A 17875-nucleotide genomic window follows, 5' to 3' on the forward strand; every position below is an offset into this window, starting at 1 on the left:
ATCAATAGAGCAATCGAACGACTTCATTGGCAGTTACAATGCTTAAAGGCTGCGCCTCAAGCCTGTTCTGCTTCCAATTGTGCTCAAACATAACCAACAATGCCTGATTTTGCAGCAGCCCCTTGTGCAGCATCGGCAGCAACGAGGTCGTAGCCTCACTGAGATGCGCAATGTCCGCAAGAGGAAGCTGCTTACCTTGTTCATCTAAAAGAACATAAGACGCACTCGTCTTTTTCATTTCCGCAAAATGCAGCAGCGCGACCGGATGCTTGTCAGAAAGCGGATTTTTGATCAAGTTCTTCACCTGCTTGATGACTTCTGGGAATGATCTGTGGGCTGTGGCGATGACTTTTTGAAAATCGGACGGGTTAGCCTCGCGGAACGTCGCTTCCTCCCAACGCACCCTTGTGTTCAGCTCGCCAGGGTATTGCGCAAGCTCACTTGCTTGCACGACTTGAAAGATGGAATCCTCTTCACGAATGTGTTTCGCAGCTCGGAAGGGGCGATAGGTTCTTGTAAGGTGGATTTGTCCGTTATGGAGATCGGACCAGTATCCCTCATCGATGAACTCCCCCCTCGCCTGATCCGAATAGGACCGGAAAGCAAGCTGCAGCAGTTCCGCATCCCTCCGAACCCGACCTTGCTCTCGCAGCTCTGCGATTTGCCAAGCATGCCCAATCCACTCCTCTACTGTCGATTCCGAATCGATTGGAAGATCTGGATTTTCCAGTCTGCTGTTCAGGTATTCCCTGCTTTTCTTGATCAGTGATTGCAGGGTAGTGAGCTGCTCGATAACGATGGGATATAGGGCTTCGCGAGTATCATCAGCGCGAAATTGCAGCGTCACACCTCTCAGGGCCGCTTGAATTCCCGGAATATAGTAATTGCCTAGCTGCTTCGCTTGCTCGTCCGCGGTTTGCAGCGCTTTTTTGTCCAAGCTGCCAAGTCCCGACGTGACAAGCTGCAGGATGAGCTTCTCCGCAATGCTGATCCCAGCATCAGAATCCGCAGCTTCTTTCTTCTTCTCTTCCCGTTTCTCTGCTTTCTCCCTTTTGTCCACAATATCCTGGGGAACTGGAGCCGTGACAAATGTTTTTCCTGAGGTAAATGCATACATCAAACCGAGATTGTGCTTGCATGGAAACTGCCGGCTCGGGCAAGTGCAGCGGAAAACGGGACTTCCTTCTTTCTGCCCATCGACCGAACAGCGATACGGATCCTTACCGCTACCTTTACACTCCCCAAAGATGATTGTCCCGTCCTCTGACTGACAAAGAAGCGGAAAACTGTTTTTCTTCACCAAATCCTTGCCATTTTTGATTGCACTGCTGTTGAGCGCCAAACTATCGACATACGCTTCCGTTAAATAATTCATCTTATACCCCTCATAACTTGGTTATACAAACTGTTTCCACACAGTCCCTGAATTTCCTTTTTCATGGGTATGGCTTTTCCTTCTTGAATAGAACGAGAATATGAAAAGTGCACATAAAGCAAAAAGAGAGCTCTATGAGCTCCTTTTTTGGGATTGAGGAGGGGGTGGCGGGGTACTGGGTCGCAGGGTGCTGGGTGGCGGGGTGGCACTGTTCAGGGTGCAAGGTGCAGAGTGCTGGGTGGCGAGGCAGCGGGGTGCCACCTTTCAGAATAAGGGAAAACTGAGGCCGCTATTTCGCCACAATCAGCTAGTTTCCAGATCCAGACGGAACTACAGGGCCTTATTTGCTCGCCAAGCCCCGTTTCCCGCTCAAAACAGACAAATAGAGGAACAACGTTCCCTCTAAGTGGCAAAATGAGCGCTTTTCTCCGAAATAGCGCCCAGTAGTTCCCTTGGGCTCGCCTTCAGCTCAAGGGAGCCCCAGCCTGCGCGGCCTTGCCTCAATGAAGCTCATCGCAGCTCACTGAAGCTCCTTCCAGCTCATCGCAGCCCAAAAAACTCCCTCGCCGTACGCGTCGTTGCTTCCGCAACCTCCTCCACCGTTTTACCTAAACAATGAGCAACGGTGGCTGCCACATGAGGAAGGAACACCGGCTCATTCCGGCCATCCTGCGGCTTAACGGGTAAATCACGCGGTGTCAGAAAAGGGGCATCGGTTTCCAGCATCAGACGCTCCAACGGAATCCGCTTCACTAGCTCGCGCAGATGTTTGCCCCTACGTTCATCGCAGATCCAGCCAGTGATTCCGATATACAGCCCTAATTGCAGATAGACATCAAGCTCCTGCAATGTCCCCGTAAAACAATGGACAACGGCCTTGCTTTTCCCTGTTCCCAAGTAAGGCTTCAAAATTCGCACGAAATCAGGATGCGCTTCTCGCTCGTGCAGAAAAAGAGGCATTTCCAGCTCGCAAGCCAGCTGAATTTGTTCCTCGAACCAAGTGCGCTGCACATCACGAGGCGAAAAATCGCGATTGTAATCCAACCCGCATTCGCCAATGGCCACAACCTGAGACATCTTGGCTAATCGTCTCAAAGTATCCCGCGTTCGCGATGTGCAATTCCGCGTATCGTGTGGATGGACACCGGCTGTCGTGAACAGCTGCCCTGGGAATTTCGCCGCATATCGCGCAGCCGCATCGCTGTTCCGCTCGCTGGTGCCCGTCAGAACAAGAGGCGATACACCAGCCTCAACGGATCTTCCAACGACCTCATCCCGATCCCGTTCAAAAGATCGATGCATCAAATTAACGCCAATGTCAATCAGTTGCCGATTCACTTCTGTTCGCCCCCCCAGCCTCATAAAGGCTGCAAAATTCCGCAGGAACGGTGTCTGCAAGCCATACTTCATTGCCTGCATAATAAAACTTAATCCCCGCGCTTAAAGCTTTTGCCGTATCAATGCTCAAAATGATAAGCTCACCTCTACGTTTACCTGCAAGTGTGGCGAAATGAAGCCCTTCAGACAAATGCACATATTGACGCTGCATGCGGTGCAGTCCTTGATTCAAAATCTTTGGCGCAGCCTGCACATTCGTACCATGATAGAGCACCATAGGCGGAACCCCGCTTGGATAGCTGACTTTATCATGGCTATGCCCGTACCTGGCCCTGATGCGATCGCCAATTATTTCAAAGCGCTGCTTTTCACAGCGCTCTACAACCTCTTCCATATCACTCACACTAAGCTCGGACCACTTGGTCTGAGCACGAAGAACATCCAATAAATCTGCAACTGCGCAAGATCCATCAACAGAATCGAGTAGCAGCCCGAACTTTTCCGGTGAATGCCGCAATATTTTGCTCATCAACTTACTTAAGCTTGTTTGCATGTTATTAGATACCATTTGACTCACATCCTTCCATCTATCCTCATCTCAATTAACCACAAACCCAACCCTAACCTCCGAATCTTCCTTCAGCCACGACATCGTCTGCCCCTTATGCAGATCCGATTTCATTGACTTCACCAGCTTCTCTATGTCCACACTCTGCTCATAATGCCACTGAAGCGCAGCCGCTGCGTACAACTCATTTAACTGGGCGAAAGTAAATCCTTCCGTTTGCTTCGCCGTAACCCGTATCAAGTCATCGCTCAACAGTTTTCCGAATCCTTTTTGCTCCAAATAAGTCTGCCTAAGCGCAACGTCAGGAAGCTTGATTTCATAAGCTCGGTCAAAACGCCCCGCCCGATTCATTAACGCTGGATCAATTTGTTCGGGATAATTGGTTGTTCCAATTAGAAAAATACCCTCTTTCGAAGTCGCGCCATCCAAAATGTTTAAAAAATAAGACCTTGCCCGTTGAGGCATCGCGTCAATGTCCTCGATTACAAGAATCATAGGCGCCAAGTTCGCCGCTGCTTGAAGAACCTCTTGTATAGAATCGCTGCACGTATTCTCTGTAATTTGCCAGTAAGCGACCGGTGCCTTCACACTGCCGGCAATAGATTTGACGAGCGTTGTTTTTCCGTTGCCCGGCTTCCCGTAGAGCAGGATACCTCTTTTGTAAGGAAGCTGATATTCCTTGAAAAAGGTACGGTCTTCGTCGAAAAACTGATCGATGGACCTATAAATATCCCGCTTCACATCATCCTTCATAATGACTTCTACGCGGTCGACCATGCGAGTAATGGGAGCCAATTCTTTTTCCATACCATGGGGTCCGTCTGTAAAAATCGTCACCTGCCGCCGATCCAAATCTCTTCGGCGCTGCCGCGCCAGCTCTAAAAAACGCCGGAGACTGGCGTCATCCACAGCAAAAACAAAATCCTCAGCACCGATCCCATGCATTCGAAAAATGGGTACCCGAGCAAGAGCGATTCCCCATTCCGGATAGGCGAAGACGTTATTCCGTAAAGTCGGAAATGTACGGTAAGCCGATATTTCGCTATCTCCTTCCATTCCGAATGCACGTGACTCCATGTGATCGAAGATTTTGGTCACATGCAGAACCTGAGGGGACCGCGTTTTCACATCGTGTTCCAGCAGCTCCCAGTATTCTTCTTTCCCATCATCGCTCACATACGGCTCAAACTGCTGCCCATATAAACACGCTAAGAATGCGTTCCAAAACATAAGCATAATCCCCGTACGCGGTGAGCGAACCGCTACCTGCCCTATTCGGGACGGATACAGCCGCTGCAGGCTCTCTCTCTATTTTCATCCTGTGTTCCATTTTCATTTGGCACCTTTTACTGTCGCCATGGGCCTGCACTTCGCAACTACCTGAGCCAAACCTGCTCCGACAACACTCTCTATAATTTGATCGACATCTTTGTAGGCTTGCGGGGATTCATCGAGGATAGATTCTAGCGACTTTTGGTTGACTACGATTTCCTCTTCAGTCCCTACGCGCATCGAGGCGGCAAATTCACTAAGCGTAATCAGCCTTTTCGTTGCACTGCGCGAACGGATACGGCCTGCGCCATGGCAGATGGAGTGAAAGTTGGCTTGGCCGCCCGGCGCTCCAACCATGATATAGGATGCCGTCCCCATCGAACCCGGTATCAGTGCCGGATGACCGGTGTTCATATAGGGCTGCGGATTATCCGGGTGCCCTGCAGGAAGCGACCGCGTCGCCCCTTTGCGATGCACAAAATAAGACTCGCCCTCATGCTTTTCCTCCCAGGCGTAGTTATGCATGAGATCGTACAAGGTCGTCATTTCAAACTTCGACCCGAACACATCCTTGCCGGCCTCACGAATGGCATATGCGATGAGATGTCGATTTACAACGGCATAATTAAGCGCCGAGTACATCAAATTGACGTAGGACTGCGCAGCCTCATGCCCCAGTGGAGCAAAGACCAGCTTAGGATCAGCGGTTCCTAATCCAAGCATTCGCATGACCTTCGACATCTCGCTGCTGCACACTTGGCTGACGGAGCCGCCCCACGCGCGTGATCCGGAATGGATCATGACGATAACTTGACCGTCGAACAGCCCCCAAGCTTCCGCTACCTCGCGGTTTTCTTCGGCGATTTCTATGGACTGAATCTCTGCAAAATGATTCCCATTCCCCAGTGTGCCGAGCTGACGATGCGAGCGATGCCACACCGCATTGGGAAAGCGGTTCAACACATTTTCATCCAATGTAAATTTGCTGCACTCAACATGAGTAAGGGACGTCGCCTTCCTAGGCGTATAGCCGTCCGGTATATACTTTTTCGGCAAGCCGTGCAGACCTTTGGTCACGATATGCTCCAGACGAACATCCGAGAAATGACCTCGTGCGTGATCCTCCACAGGCAAGTATTTCTCGATCGTCTTCACGAGCTTGCGCCGCAGATTTACATCTTTCAGCTCATCCTTGTGCACATTCGTCATATGCACCCTCATCCCGCAGCCGATATCGCTGCCGACGATCGATGGCGACACATACCCATCATGGGTATACCACGCGGCGGTTGTGCCAATGCAAGTGCCGACACCTACGTGTACGTCCGGCGTATAGCTCATATATTTCTGATTCGGGATCTGCAAATTGTTGTTAGCCATCTGAAACACTTGATAATCTAACACTTTAAACAGCTCAGGCGCTGCATAGACATGGACAACCCCAGAAGGGAGCTGAACCTGCTGTACATAATTTTCTTTCATTCTTGTTTATCCTCTCTATGAACCCCAAACCTCCTTCAGTGCCTCTCGGAACAGAGCATCTAATTCTTGATCCTGCTGCTCGCCAGAGACCGAAATGTGTTTGGCGGTTTCTTCAAAATAAGCGATTTGCCGCTCTAAATAATCGTTAATCACCGATACTTTCGGCTCTAAGTCGAATTCGACACCGGCCTTTTTCCGAGTCAACAATGTGTATATTTCTTGCTTTAATTTCGAGTTTGGGAGCACTTCCTCCACAAGCTTTTCAAATTCCATCGGCGGCATACTGCCGTGTCTCTCAATCCACTCGCAGGCAAGTATCGGGCGCAGCACATAGAAATATTTCTTGATTTTGACAACATCGCCTTGCAAATATTCCCGAAAATTCCCTTTGGCCATATGCAGGTAGTGATACATGCTTGATCGCGGGGAAAAGGAGATCGGAGAGAGCTGACGGATTGTCTCCGTTATACGATACTTCTCCAAATACGGGATCGGCGATTGCAGCCACTCCAGCAATGGCGGATTCGATTTACGAAACAGATTCAGCGCCTTCTTCAAATCCCACCCGTTGATGTCGAGTAGATCGCTGATCGGACGCTCAATGACATCCCGTTTCTCAAAAATGGACAAGTACCAATCCACCGGTCTTACATAGATGAACCTCACATCATAATCACTATCCTTGGAGGGAAATCCCCATGCCCTGCTGCCTGACTCACAGGCATACAGGATTCGGACGCCCTCCTCTTGCTCAATTTGTTGAAGCTGCGAATGTATATGCTCTAGATCCAAAGTCATCGTACTCACCCTTTCTTCCAAATGTGGACGCAAAAAAGCCGTAGACCAGCATCGTCTACGGCTTTTCATGTCAAATTTAAACGAAGTCACTCCACAGAGGACTTACGTATTCGTCACAAACCCGGTCGAGACCGATGGTATGTTGCCTATATGCATTGTCAGGTTACGGATAGAAATTTGATTGCGAATCATATCGTCGGCCTCCTTTCCATTCATTTACAAACATCATACGAGTCAAACCCACATCACGTCAATCATCCTGCGGCGGAAAGATTAGTTATACTTATTTTCACGATGATAGTTGCCGTGTGTCGTCATTTTCGAATATGGCGAAAGTATGACGACAAGTGAAAAGTTTTCCATTTTCTCCTATTCGTTCCCCTGTTACAATAAGATCAGGTTAGAGGAAGAGTGAGGGGATTATGTGGCTAGGGAAAGCTTTGATAAAGAAATCCAGTTTCTGCGGATGTTCGTTCTGACAAGCGGAGCGTACAGCCGGCAGCAATTTGCCGAAAGACTCGGAATCTCGGTTCATACCTTTGATAAGACGATACGGCGACTGAAAGAAGTCGTCGCTGCGATGCATCAACAAGTGCCGGATACACAAAAGAAAGAATTCGCCGATATGCTGCGCTACAGTTATTTCGATTCAACAGACCCGATGCTGCTGTTTTTATTTCGAGCCAAATCGTTGAAAGAGTCGGAAAGCCAACGAATTTCTACACTGCTTGCCGCACTAAATGAGCAGCCTTTGACCGCGACTCAACTGCTTGAAGTGTGCAGTAAAGAGCTCCCCACCGATGCTTCCCTTCCTGATGAGAAAACGATTCGAAACGACTTGAAATATTTAGAGGAAGTCGGGGTCATTACGAAAGCATCCGGATCCCGCCCTTACCGCTATCGCATACATAATGCATTCATCTACGAGCTTACGCAGGATGAGCTCCTTGATCTATATGATTTTATTGATGTTATGGCCAATACGCAGGTCCCGTCGGTGCAAGGCTATTTGCTGCGTGACGGACTGAAAAAGCATATGAACCGCACAACAGGCACTTCCAACGAAACGGCAGGGACAGAGCCGTTTCTTTATAAATATCACTATTACTCACGGATTTTGGACGAAGCGCACTTATCCACATTGCTATCCGCGATCACACAGCGCCTCAAGGTCCAGTTCCTTTACTTCTCCCCCAAAAATAACCAAGCTTATTCCTCAAAAAATACAAATCCGTTATTCGAACGGGAAATGGAAGGAAAGCTGCAGAAAGCGGTGCCGCTGCAAATTGTGTACGATCACCAATACGGGCGGTGGTATTTGCTGGCCCATGACTCGCGGCACGGCATCCGGAAATTCCGCATGGAAGGGATGACACAAATTGAGCACGGCGATCCTGTCGATAACGCTTTTTTCGAGGAAAAGAAGATGGAAGTGGATGAGCGAATCAAGCTAAGCTGGGTCATTGACACGGGGCGTGCGGTTACGGTAAAAGCAAGATTTTATAACCCGGCCCGTTCTGGACCTAATTTCATCAAAGACCGCGTTCATCTTCAGGGTCAGTGGGGAGAAATTACGGAGGAAAACGAAGATTCATTCGTTTACGAGATCACCGTTAATGGCACCACCGAAATAAAGCCATGGATTCGAAGCTTCGGCTCAAGTTGTGAGGTGTTGGAACCTCGCGGATTCCGGAAGGAAATGATTGCAGAGTGGAAGGAGCTTGCGGAGTATTATGAACCTGTTCGAGAAAATTTTTAACTATGACATGATAACCCGGTTGGAAAATTCCGGTACCCTCATGATTACTTCTCTGGAGAAATCCTGGTTAAAAACGATGCTGAGCCATCCTGCTGCCCCGCATGCCTTCACACCGGCTGCTTTGGATAAGCTTCAGAAGGTATTGGATACAGAAACAGCTTTGGACTTATCCGAAGCGTTTACGGAGAAAGCCCGAAGTAAAGAGAAGCATGTGTTTCATCCGATGCTGCGTACACTGCGCAGGGTAATTACACGACAAGGCGCTGTCAGGATCACGTACCGTGTGAAGGATGAGCGTACGTTTACCAATGAAATGGCCTTTCCGTATAAACTAGAATATTCTCAAGTCAAAAAAGATTGGTACTTGCTGTGGTTTCATCTCAGACACCGTGCGATGATGAGTACGAAGCTCGACAGCATTGAAGCTGTTTATGATTTGCCGTTTTCCCCCGAGCGGGCCGCCCAAGTCCGGTTCCAAATTGAAAAGCTGCTGCAAAAACGGCATATTCACGCAACCATCGTCGTCCTGAAGGAATACAATCGAGAACTGTCGCGGATTCTGTATGCCTTCTCCTGCTTCGAGAAGCAGGTCGACTATGACGAAATCGAAGGTACTTATACGATCCAGTTAAAGTATTTAAACAATGAAGCCGAATACGTGCTTAGCAAGCTTCGCTTTTTGGGCAAGCGAGTGCGCGTCACACAGGGCGAGCATTTGCAAAAGAGGATGTTGGAGTCGGCACAAAGAGCTTTGGCTAGATATGAGACGCCTGCGGGCATGGAGTCTGATGAGGATACTGCAAAAAGAAATAGTATCGTGTGAGGATGCACAAAAAAGAGAAAGCCTAGATGCAGGCTTTCTCTTTTTTGGCGCACTTTTCCACTTAACCTTGCCCGATCCAATCGTCCTTAGCCAGTTCCAGCCACTTCGCGCGGATAGCCTCGAAAGCTGCTTTGGAAAGATTGCCTTGTTCAAGCAGCTTCGCATTTTCCAACCAGCGATCAGGGTTCGTTGTGCCGACAATGGCAGTATGGACACCTGGTACCGATAGCGTGAACCGCAGAGCAATTTCAACAGATTCGTTCAGCTCTGCCTGCAGAAAATCGTATTTCAGCTGCTGCAGCCGATCCCAATAGGTATGATGATAGCTACTTGTCGGTTTCTGTCCAGTTTTCCAAGCTGCATTGGCAATCGGGCGTTTGACAACTACACCCATGCCTCTATGAATCGCTTCCGGGATCGTTAGTTCAATTGCTTCTTGATCCGCAATATTGATGGAGGTCTCTAACGAATCGAATAAGCCTGACTGAACCGCATACAGGGCAGCTTTATGATCGCCGCTGTAACCGATGAAACGCGTCTTCCCTTGTTCCTTCGCGCGCAGCAAAACTTCAATAACGTCGCCGCGCCGAAGTATTTCTTCCGAGCAGCTATGCAGATGGATGACATCCACATAGTCCGTATTCAAACGCTTTAAGCTGCGGTCTATGCTCTGTTCCAGCAGCTTCGGGTCCCAATCAGGGAGATCAAATCCCGCTGCATGGCCGCATTTGGTGAATAAATAGTAATCGTCCCGCCGATGCGAGACCGTTTTGCCGATTAATTCTTCGCTGATGTTATAGCATTCGGCTGTATCAATCACGTTGAGACCGGCATCCAGAGCACTGCCCAAAAGCTGATCCACGGTTTCCGGTGTAGCACCCGAAAAGCCAATTTCTGCGCCGCCAAAGCCCAGAACACTAACTTGCATGCCAGTCTTTCCATAAAGCCGCTTTTCCATGATTGCTGGTCTCCTTTGCAGAGAATTAAGATTTAGTCATTATCGCCTCTACGCGTTCTAGAACGTCAGCAGATAATGTAATATCCGAAGCTTTCACATTGTCTTCAACCTGTTCAGGACGGCTTGCACCTACTAAGGCACTAGCCACATTAGGCTGACGCAGGATCCAAGCGAGGGCTAAGTTCCCGATGGAAATGTTCAGCTCTGAGGCAACCGCTTCAAGCTGTTGTACCTTGGCAATGTTTTCCTCCGTCAGTCCTTTTCGGAAATTATCCAGCTTCGCCGCTCTGCTATCTTGAGGAATATCGGAAACAGACTTGTATTTCCCTGTCAGCAAGCCTTGCGCTAATGGAGAGAATACAACCTGACCAATCCCCTGCTGCTCACCTAGCGGAATAACTTCTTTCTCGATATACCGATTAAAAAGGTTATAGATAGGCTGGTTTACGATGATTCTATCCAGCAAATACTTATCGGCTACGGCTAATGCTTGAGCCATTTGGGCTGCTGTCCATTCGCTCACGCCGACATAGAGGACTTTGCCTTGTGTAACGAGATCATCCAGTGCCCGCAGAGTTTCCTCGATTGGCGTTTCCTTATCATAGCGGTGGCAGTAATACACATCCACATAATCCGTATCAAGCCGCTTTAAACTCGCATGCAGCTGTTCAAAAATATGTTTTCGAGAGAGTCCTCTATCATTAGGCCCGTCCCCCATAGAACCGAATACCTTGGTAGCCAGCACATAGGAATGACGCGGATACGCCTTCAAAACCTCACCTACGACCTTCTCCGCTTCTCCACGTTCATACACATTGGCTGTATCAAAAAAATTAATCCCCAATTCATAAGCTTTATGAATGGAATTGACTGCATTCTCACGTTCAACGTAGCCGCCATATGTCAACCAGCTTCCCAAGCTAATCTCACTGACCTTTAATCCCGAAAGCCCTAATTTACGATATTTCATCTCATTTCATCCTCCTCATATTTTCAATTTCAGGCTCTACTATTATATCAATAGTTGATTAAAGAATATAAGTAGTGAAAAGTTTCTCACATAATATCAAAAATTTAAGTTAGTTACGTTGAGGTAACTTTCTGAGTATACAACTTGTGCTGCTCATTCAGATCGGACGGTGCGATGCAGCCAAACGTGCGATTGCATATCATGCGCGATAGGGAACTACAGGGCGCTATTTGAGGAAAATCAGCACTTTCAGGAGATAGTGGGAACTACAAGGCCTTATTTGCCCCAATATCCTCCATTTCGGGGGAAATAAGAAAAATAAGGGATCGTTGTTCCCGTTGATCAACCCAATCTCCCCTTTTAGCTAACATAGCGTACCAGTGTTCCTCTCCATATGCATCATCAGCCAGCGCGCAAAAATAAGAGTGCTAATAACAAAAAAACGCTTGATCTCCTGCCTTTCGGCCCAGTGATCAAGCAGTTACTCCCTATAAACTCAGTTCGCCGCCACTTGAGCGCTAGCTCTAACCAACCGGATTCTCTCCCCCGGGGAGGTAGACAGCCGGATCACCTCTTCGCGGACGATCCTATCTCCGCTAACTTGCTTGCACACGGCTCCGTGCTTCCATGGATTATACAACTTCAGCTCGGCGCCGGCCTCGCTTACAATGTCCACCCACTGCACTTCGCCGGCGGAAATTGATGCGCTAACCAGAAAAGCCCCAACTGCCCTCAAAGTGGCAAATTCGGCATCCTGCTCGCCAGGCCAGTTCGGGAACAACCGAAGAATGCCAGTATAACTTTGCAGCAAGCATTCATTGATAACTACTGGCAGCGCGAAGTTCTCGAACCAAATGCCAACTCGGCTCATAAAATCAAAACTCAGCGTATCGTTGTACCTCCCCCCTGACAGTAAGACACGGTCGGTGCACGTACCGTTAGGCAGCAGGCAGTAAGTGATTTGCCGTTTGAACTTTTCCAGATCCAGAATCCCCATTCGAGCTCCGGCAAGATGGTAAAAAACAAGTTCGTTGCCGCCTTCGTTCCGATGATTCAGGTAGGAATTAAGGGCAATTTGGTACTGTTCGCCTGTGGAGTGAAGCCCATGCTCCTCGCCCGGGAATATCGTCATAATGCCGTTCGGCGTGTTATAGACGACTTCGGCGTCCTCGCCGGGAACGGACACGAATACAGTGCCACGCTGGGATTCAGCGGTTGCATATTCCGGGAATTTGCTTAAAATCTCCCGAACACTGTCCAGCAGCTCCTCCTCTTCCTGCTCAATACCGAGTGTTTCACAAGCCGTTATAAACGCATGAAACACAAATTTGGTCAGCGTCAGATCCACGAGGCAGTCGTAATTTTTGGTAAATCCCGGTGTCAACTCGTACAGCTCGGGAACGACCGTCGGGAAAATATGATAGCGATCATCCCCCCACGCCTCGCCGTGCGTATCCGGTCTTATCATGTAATCAACCAGAAACAGAACGGCTTCCTTCATCGGCACAAACGCTCGATTCGCCAGGAAATCCCGATCCATCGTGTACAGGTAATGCCACCACAGGCTCTGCACTGTCCACGGCGTTTCACACACTTCCCAGCCCCAGTGCGGAACCGGATAGGGCATGATGTTCATTTCGACAGGGTAAGCGGAGTGCGGATAGTAGGCTCCCCGCATGCTGTAGTATTCAGCCGCCCATTTACGGCTCACCGGGAGAATATGATCCACCATGTTGACATAAGCCAGATGCTTATCGACATGGTTGCTGGAGAAGGCAAGCCAGAACGGCTGCTGCGTATTGTAATTCATATGGTAGTCGCCATGCCACTCCGACCCGATGGAGCGGTAGCTCCAATTGGCGAACAAGCCGGGACAGGTGGCTTCGGGTTTGACGGAGCAGTGATAGAAGTATAAATTCCAGTACCAGATCCGCTCCAGGAATTCATCGCCAAGGCTCACGCCCGAGCAGTTCCAATAAGACTTCCAACTCTGCTCGCAAGCAGTGAAGGCAGCGGCAGCCCCTTGCTCCGTAGGCGCCTCCAGCTCCTGCAGCCCCGCCGCAACAGAGACATCCTCTCCTTCTGATAGCTCCACATAAGCTAGGAACGGCGCAGACTGGAGCAATGCAGCCTGTACCCCGCCTTTGGTTTCCGCTGCCAAGATGTCTTCGGCTACCCGGACATCTAAGCGAAACGCTCTGTCCTTGGGATGACGCTCATTCCCCTCTGGCCTATTAGGGAGAGTCTGCCTGAAGCCAAGCTGCCTCAACTCGGCATCTACCGTCTTTTCCGCGAGCGGCAGCTCCTTGGGCGTATCCGGATCGGGAATGAGCTTCACCCTGTCGAACAGTGCCCCGATGGCGCCTTCCGGCGATATGAGCTTCATCCACATCCGATCGGCCTCAGGCTCGATGAACAATTGCAGCGTGGCAGTCCCCGCTTCCACTTTGAAGTAAACTTCGCAAAGTCCGTTATGAATATGTACTTTATGACCCAGCACCTCCGCCTTGCGCCGGTCATAACCAAGCAGCAAGGAGCCGCACGGCATTGGCCGGGGGTACGGCTTGCGGTAATTTTCCTGTGTCATGTCGCAATATTCGCGATACCATTCGTTCTCTTGAAACGAATTTAATTCCTTGGGAATTTGCTTCAATTGATCGAACACCTCTTGAAAAGTCCCGATCTTGTCTTGATTATCCTCTGCAATCCGGATGTCCCACACATTGTTATGCCCAAAATGGATGACAACCGCATCTGGACGAGTTGTGACAACGGCGCCTAGACCGCCGTTCCCCATCAATGCGCCTTCGAAAAAATCCGGCGCCGGCTTCTCATAGCCAATTGGATGCCGCTTCGCTTGTTCGCTTGTATGCATGGTTACCCGCTCCATTTCCTACGTGCGGCAGCGTAAAAAATCCTGTACGACCGCCCGGGCCGTACAGGACCAACGCCGCTTGCCCCGTTACTTTTTGAACGATTTATCGTAAGATTGCTGCATAATTTCAATGTAACGCTTTAGATTTAACTTATTTAAACCGGCTACATACGTATCCCAATCCTTGTTCAAATCCTTGGCGCCTGTGACGAACTGCAGCGAATTCTGATCGATGTAGTTCTTAATGTTCGTCTTGAGCATGGCCGCTTCGTCCGCCGTAGACGGGTCAATCCAGATCGCCCAGTGCGGGAACACGTCTTTGGGCTGCTTGCCGTCATAGAGATGGGTAGCTTCCTGCAATCTGCGCTCATAGCCCGTCGTGTCATAAATATCGGTAGCCGCAACCCAGCTGTCCCGGAACTCCTTCGGTTGGAAATATTGCGCCATCGCGCCCCAAGCCGAGTTGTGCGGAGTTTCCCCCGTCGGCGTTGGAATTGTCGCCAAAAGAGGAGTCGCTGACTTCTCTACTGGAGAATCGCCGTCCTTCGGTTTTCTCCAGTCTTTGCCCTCCTCGCCGAAGTGACCGCGAATTTGGCCTTCCTGCGTAAACATATAATCGACTAGTTTAATAGCGGCGATTTGCGCCTCTTTGCTTGCTTTATTCGTCAGTACGAAAGTAGCGCCGGGGTCACTCGGGTAATTATAAGTCGCAAAAGCGCCATTCGGTCCTTGCAGTGGCGGTACGGCGTCATACGTTTTGGAATTATCTGATCCGCCCGTGACGAAAATGTACGGGTGCATAGCTGCGCCAGCGCCCAAAATTTGCGCATCCGCATTGTCGCCGATTTTCTTGTAAGCTGTAGCATTTTGCGTAAATGCCCCTTTATCAATTAAGCCGCCGTCATACATGGACTTCACGAACTGCAAACCTTGCTTCCATTCTTCTTTGTTAGCTGCTACATCCACTTTGCCATTGTTCAGCAGGAGATAGGTTTTATCGTCGTCATAGATATAGCCGTTCATAAAGTAAGGAATGATGTGAACCCCATAGTCCTCAATGGATCCGCTAAGCGGTACTTCATCCGCTTTGCCGTTGCCGTTCGGATCCTTCGTCTTGAACGCTTCCAAGACTTTCTTGTAGTCATCCATTGTTTTTGGCATTTGCAAATTCAGCTTCTTCAGCCATGACGAATTGATCCACATTTTATTCGGATACGAGCAGTGGTAACATTCGACCAATTGCGTTAACCCGTATATTTTGCCGTCAGGAGCTGTGTTCATCGCCTTGAAGTAAGGATATTTGTCCAAAGCCGCTTTGACATTCGGCGCATATTGGTTAATGAGATCGTCTAGCGGGAGAATCACACCCTGCTGGGAGTACCGAAGAATATCTGTTTGTGAAAATTTATCAACCCACGGAATCAGCATATACAAATCAGGGTAATCGCCGCTAGCCAATGAAATCTGTCTTTTCTCGGCCGCTCCGTCGAACGGAACCGTCTGCCATGAAAACTTAATATTAAATTTCTGCTCCGCGAATTTCGAAAAGCTGTTTGTCGCCAGATCGGTATTCGCATCCTGTTGCGCAAAAATTTTGATCGGAACCGGAGCGCCCGTGCCCTCCGATGTTTTCGCTCCACCCGTGGCGGCCGGCGTACTCGTATCAGAAGCAGTTGGGGATGTACAAGCTGTAAGAACGAGACTGATCGTAAGCAGCATTATCCATAATGTTGAAACCGTTTTTTTCAAATGCGCCCTCTCCCTTTCATTGTCAAATGGTAACCCCTGCATGTGCTTGTTTATCAATTTATACAGCCCATCTCCGTTTGAAATTCGTTAATTTCGGTAGCATCACCCCCTCTAATAGGTGTTACTTATCCCTTCACGGAGCCAATCAGCATTCCTTTTACGAAGTACCGCTGCACGAAAGGATAAATCATTAGAACAGGTAAGCTTGCTATGACAATAAGCGAATATTTGGTTAAATCGGCAAACTGCTGTCTTCTCAACTGTTCTGCCGCATCAATGTTGCTGGAGGCCGCTGAATTCAGAATGAGAATACTGCGAAGGATTAACTGCAAGGGGTAGAGGCTTTGTGTTTTTAAGTAAATCAAGGCATCAAAGTAAGCGTTCCACTGCCCGATCGCATACATCAAAATCAGTACGGCGATGATCGGTTTGGACAGAGGGAGCACAACGCTCCATAGAAAACGCAAATCGCTGCAGCCATCCATTTCGCTTGCTTCCGCCAGTTCTTCAGGAATGGATGACTGAAAAAACGTCCTAGCGATAATAATTTGCCATACCCAGATCGCTTGCGGGATAAGCAGTGCCCATCTTGTATCAAGCATCCCGAGCTGTTTGACCACTAAATACGTTGGGATTAAACCGCCTGAGAACAGCATCGTGAACGTGATGAACATCATAAGCGCATTACGGCCAAAAAATGTCCTTCGGGATAGCGGATAGGCCAAAATAACCGTGAGCATGACGCTTATCAAGGTGCCCGTGAAGGCGTAAAACAGCGAGTTCCCGTAGCCCTGCAGCACTTGCGGGTTGCTCAAAACCACTTTATATCCGACGAACGTGAGATCCACCGGCCATAACCAAACTCGCCCCGATGAAACTGCGAGCGGGCTGCTTAACGATGAGCTGACAATGAACACCAACGGATAAAGAACTGCGACTAGCGCGATCCCCAGCAATATATAGACGCCCGTGAGGAACACCCGGTCCCCTGTCGATTCGCGAATACCGCGACCCAGCTTGATCATTTGGCGCTTCCTCTCCTTTCTTTTACCAAAGACTTGTACTAGAAATTCGTTTGGCAACCGCATTAACCAGCAGTAGCAGAATCAAGTTAATTACGGAGTTGAACAAGCCGACCGCCGTAGCGAAACTGAAATTCGCGTTCAATAATCCGATCTTATACACATAAGTAGCGATAATTTCTGCCGTTTCGAGATTAAGGGGATTTTGCAGCAAATAAATTTTTTCAAACCCAACGGACATGATGTTCCCTACACTTAAAATCAAAATGATAACAGCTGTCGGCATAATGCCGGGAATATCGATATGAATAATTTTCTGAATTCGGGAAGCCCCGTCGACCTTCGCCGCTTCGTAGAGCGATGGGTCTACCCCGGCAAGCGCCGCTAAATAAATGACCGCCGAGTAACCCGCCCCCTGCCAGACGTCAGACCAAACATAGACACTTCGGAACATGCTGGGGATACCGAGAAAGTTGATCGATTCCATGCCGAAGCTTTGTAAGATGATATTGATCACGCCTAGTCTCGGGGAGAGAAGCAGCATAATCATGGAAACCATAACAACCGTTGAAATAAAGTAAGGCGCATAAGTGACGAGTTGCACCGTTCTTTTGAAAATGCCGTTTCGGGTCTCATTCAATGCCAGAGCCAGCAAAATCGGAATAGGGAACCCAATTGCGATTTGATACAAACTAAGGAATAGCGTGTTCTTCATCAGCATCCAGAATTGCGGGTTGTTGAAGAACAGATGGAAATGCTTGAACCCGGCCCAAGGACTGTGCCAAATCCCTTTGACGACGCTATAATCCTTGAAGGCGATGACAGCGTTCATCATCGGAATGTACTTAAAAATAATGAAATAAAGAACTGCCGGTATAATGAGTAA

At 49.0% G+C, this 17875-nt stretch carries 14 protein-coding genes; 2 read left to right on the plus strand and 12 right to left on the minus strand.

The genetic code is table 11. The annotated features are described in order from the left end of the window. Position 1 precedes the first annotated feature (1 nt). The 6 genes from J2Z65_RS14445 to J2Z65_RS14470 form a co-directional block, all read right to left on the minus strand. A complete protein-coding gene (locus J2Z65_RS14445) occupies positions 2-1375 on the minus strand; it encodes an SWIM zinc finger family protein (RefSeq protein ID WP_167061374.1) in 1374 nt (457 codons plus the stop codon). Positions 1376-1915: 540 nt separating this feature from the next. Continuing rightward, a complete protein-coding gene (locus tag J2Z65_RS14450; RefSeq protein ID WP_240159862.1) occupies positions 1916-2677 on the minus strand; it encodes a TatD family hydrolase in 762 nt (253 codons plus the stop codon). Between the two features lie 16 nt (positions 2678-2693). After that, positions 2694-3281, minus strand: coding sequence for an RNA 2'-phosphotransferase (locus J2Z65_RS14455; protein ID WP_167061378.1), 588 nt, complete (start codon positions 3279-3281; stop codon positions 2694-2696). Between the two features lie 30 nt (positions 3282-3311). Beyond that, positions 3312-4511 carry an ATP-binding protein gene (locus tag J2Z65_RS14460; protein ID WP_240159817.1) on the minus strand — a complete coding sequence of 400 codons (1200 nt, stop codon included), beginning with the start codon at positions 4509-4511 and terminating at the stop codon, positions 3312-3314. A 102-nt stretch (positions 4512-4613) separates the two neighbouring features. Next, positions 4614-6035: an RtcB family protein gene (locus J2Z65_RS14465; RefSeq protein WP_167061382.1), complete on the minus strand. Its 1422-nt coding sequence runs from the start codon at positions 6033-6035 to the stop codon at positions 4614-4616. A 15-nt stretch (positions 6036-6050) separates the two neighbouring features. Continuing rightward, on the minus strand, positions 6051-6833 hold the full coding sequence (locus J2Z65_RS14470) for a nucleotidyltransferase domain-containing protein (protein WP_167061385.1): 783 nt from the start codon (positions 6831-6833) through the stop codon (positions 6051-6053). 424 nt (positions 6834-7257) lie between these two features. Here J2Z65_RS14470 and J2Z65_RS14475 point away from each other — a divergent pair, with 424 nt between their 5' ends. Both J2Z65_RS14475 and J2Z65_RS14480 read left to right on the plus strand, forming a co-directional pair. Beyond that, positions 7258-8592: a WCX domain-containing protein gene (locus tag J2Z65_RS14475; protein WP_167061388.1), complete on the plus strand. Its 1335-nt coding sequence runs from the start codon at positions 7258-7260 to the stop codon at positions 8590-8592. Then, positions 8567-9415, plus strand: coding sequence for a WYL domain-containing protein (locus tag J2Z65_RS14480; protein ID WP_167061389.1), 849 nt, complete (start codon positions 8567-8569; stop codon positions 9413-9415). Before J2Z65_RS14475 ends, J2Z65_RS14480 begins: the two co-directional genes overlap by 26 nt. A gap of 61 nt (positions 9416-9476) precedes the next feature. On the opposite strand, the gene J2Z65_RS14485 is transcribed toward J2Z65_RS14480, so the two are convergent. From J2Z65_RS14485 to J2Z65_RS14510, 6 genes are all read right to left on the minus strand, one after another. Beyond that, positions 9477-10373, minus strand: coding sequence for an aldo/keto reductase (locus J2Z65_RS14485; protein ID WP_167061391.1), 897 nt, complete (start codon positions 10371-10373; stop codon positions 9477-9479). 25 nt (positions 10374-10398) lie between these two features. Further along, entirely contained in the window at positions 10399-11343 is a 945-nt protein-coding gene (locus J2Z65_RS14490) for an aldo/keto reductase family protein (RefSeq protein ID WP_167061394.1), read from the minus strand. Positions 11344-11839: 496 nt separating this feature from the next. Next, positions 11840-14218, minus strand: coding sequence for a glycosyl hydrolase family 95 catalytic domain-containing protein (locus J2Z65_RS14495; protein ID WP_205301014.1), 2379 nt, complete (start codon positions 14216-14218; stop codon positions 11840-11842). A gap of 87 nt (positions 14219-14305) precedes the next feature. Beyond that, complete coding sequence (locus J2Z65_RS14500; RefSeq protein ID WP_167061399.1) at positions 14306-15967, minus strand: type 2 periplasmic-binding domain-containing protein; 1662 nt, start codon at positions 15965-15967, stop codon at positions 14306-14308. 125 nt (positions 15968-16092) lie between these two features. Beyond that, the gene (locus J2Z65_RS14505; RefSeq protein WP_167061402.1) at positions 16093-16992 is read right to left on the minus strand and encodes a carbohydrate ABC transporter permease; all 900 of its coding nucleotides are present in this window, start codon (positions 16990-16992) and stop codon (positions 16093-16095) included. Positions 16993-17014: 22 nt separating this feature from the next. Next, positions 17015-17869, minus strand: coding sequence for an ABC transporter permease (locus tag J2Z65_RS14510; RefSeq protein WP_420850845.1), 855 nt, complete (start codon positions 17867-17869; stop codon positions 17015-17017). Between the last annotated feature and the right edge of the window lie 6 nt (positions 17870-17875).

Origin of the sequence: Paenibacillus aceris (assembly GCF_017874035.1) — a bacterium.
In the GTDB taxonomy this organism is placed as follows: domain Bacteria; phylum Bacillota; class Bacilli; order Paenibacillales; family NBRC-103111; genus Paenibacillus_E; species Paenibacillus_E aceris.

Coding starts and splice junctions, on each gene's coding strand:
- J2Z65_RS14445 (WP_167061374.1), bottom strand. CDS start 1,375: ATGAATTATTTAACGGAAGCGTATGTCGATAGTTTGGCGCTCAACAGC.
- J2Z65_RS14450 (WP_240159862.1), bottom strand. CDS start 2,677: ATGCATCGATCTTTTGAACGGGATCGGGATGAGGTCGTTGGAAGATCC.
- J2Z65_RS14455 (WP_167061378.1), bottom strand. CDS start 3,281: ATGGTATCTAATAACATGCAAACAAGCTTAAGTAAGTTGATGAGCAAA.
- J2Z65_RS14460 (WP_240159817.1), bottom strand. CDS start 4,511: ATGTTTTGGAACGCATTCTTAGCGTGTTTATATGGGCAGCAGTTTGAG.
- J2Z65_RS14465 (WP_167061382.1), bottom strand. CDS start 6,035: ATGAAAGAAAATTATGTACAGCAGGTTCAGCTCCCTTCTGGGGTTGTC.
- J2Z65_RS14470 (WP_167061385.1), bottom strand. CDS start 6,833: ATGACTTTGGATCTAGAGCATATACATTCGCAGCTTCAACAAATTGAG.
- J2Z65_RS14480 (WP_167061389.1), top strand. CDS start 8,567: ATGAACCTGTTCGAGAAAATTTTTAACTATGACATGATAACCCGGTTG.
- J2Z65_RS14485 (WP_167061391.1), bottom strand. CDS start 10,373: ATGGAAAAGCGGCTTTATGGAAAGACTGGCATGCAAGTTAGTGTTCTG.
- J2Z65_RS14490 (WP_167061394.1), bottom strand. CDS start 11,343: ATGAAATATCGTAAATTAGGGCTTTCGGGATTAAAGGTCAGTGAGATT.
- J2Z65_RS14495 (WP_205301014.1), bottom strand. CDS start 14,218: ATGCATACAAGCGAACAAGCGAAGCGGCATCCAATTGGCTATGAGAAG.
- J2Z65_RS14505 (WP_167061402.1), bottom strand. CDS start 16,992: ATGATCAAGCTGGGTCGCGGTATTCGCGAATCGACAGGGGACCGGGTG.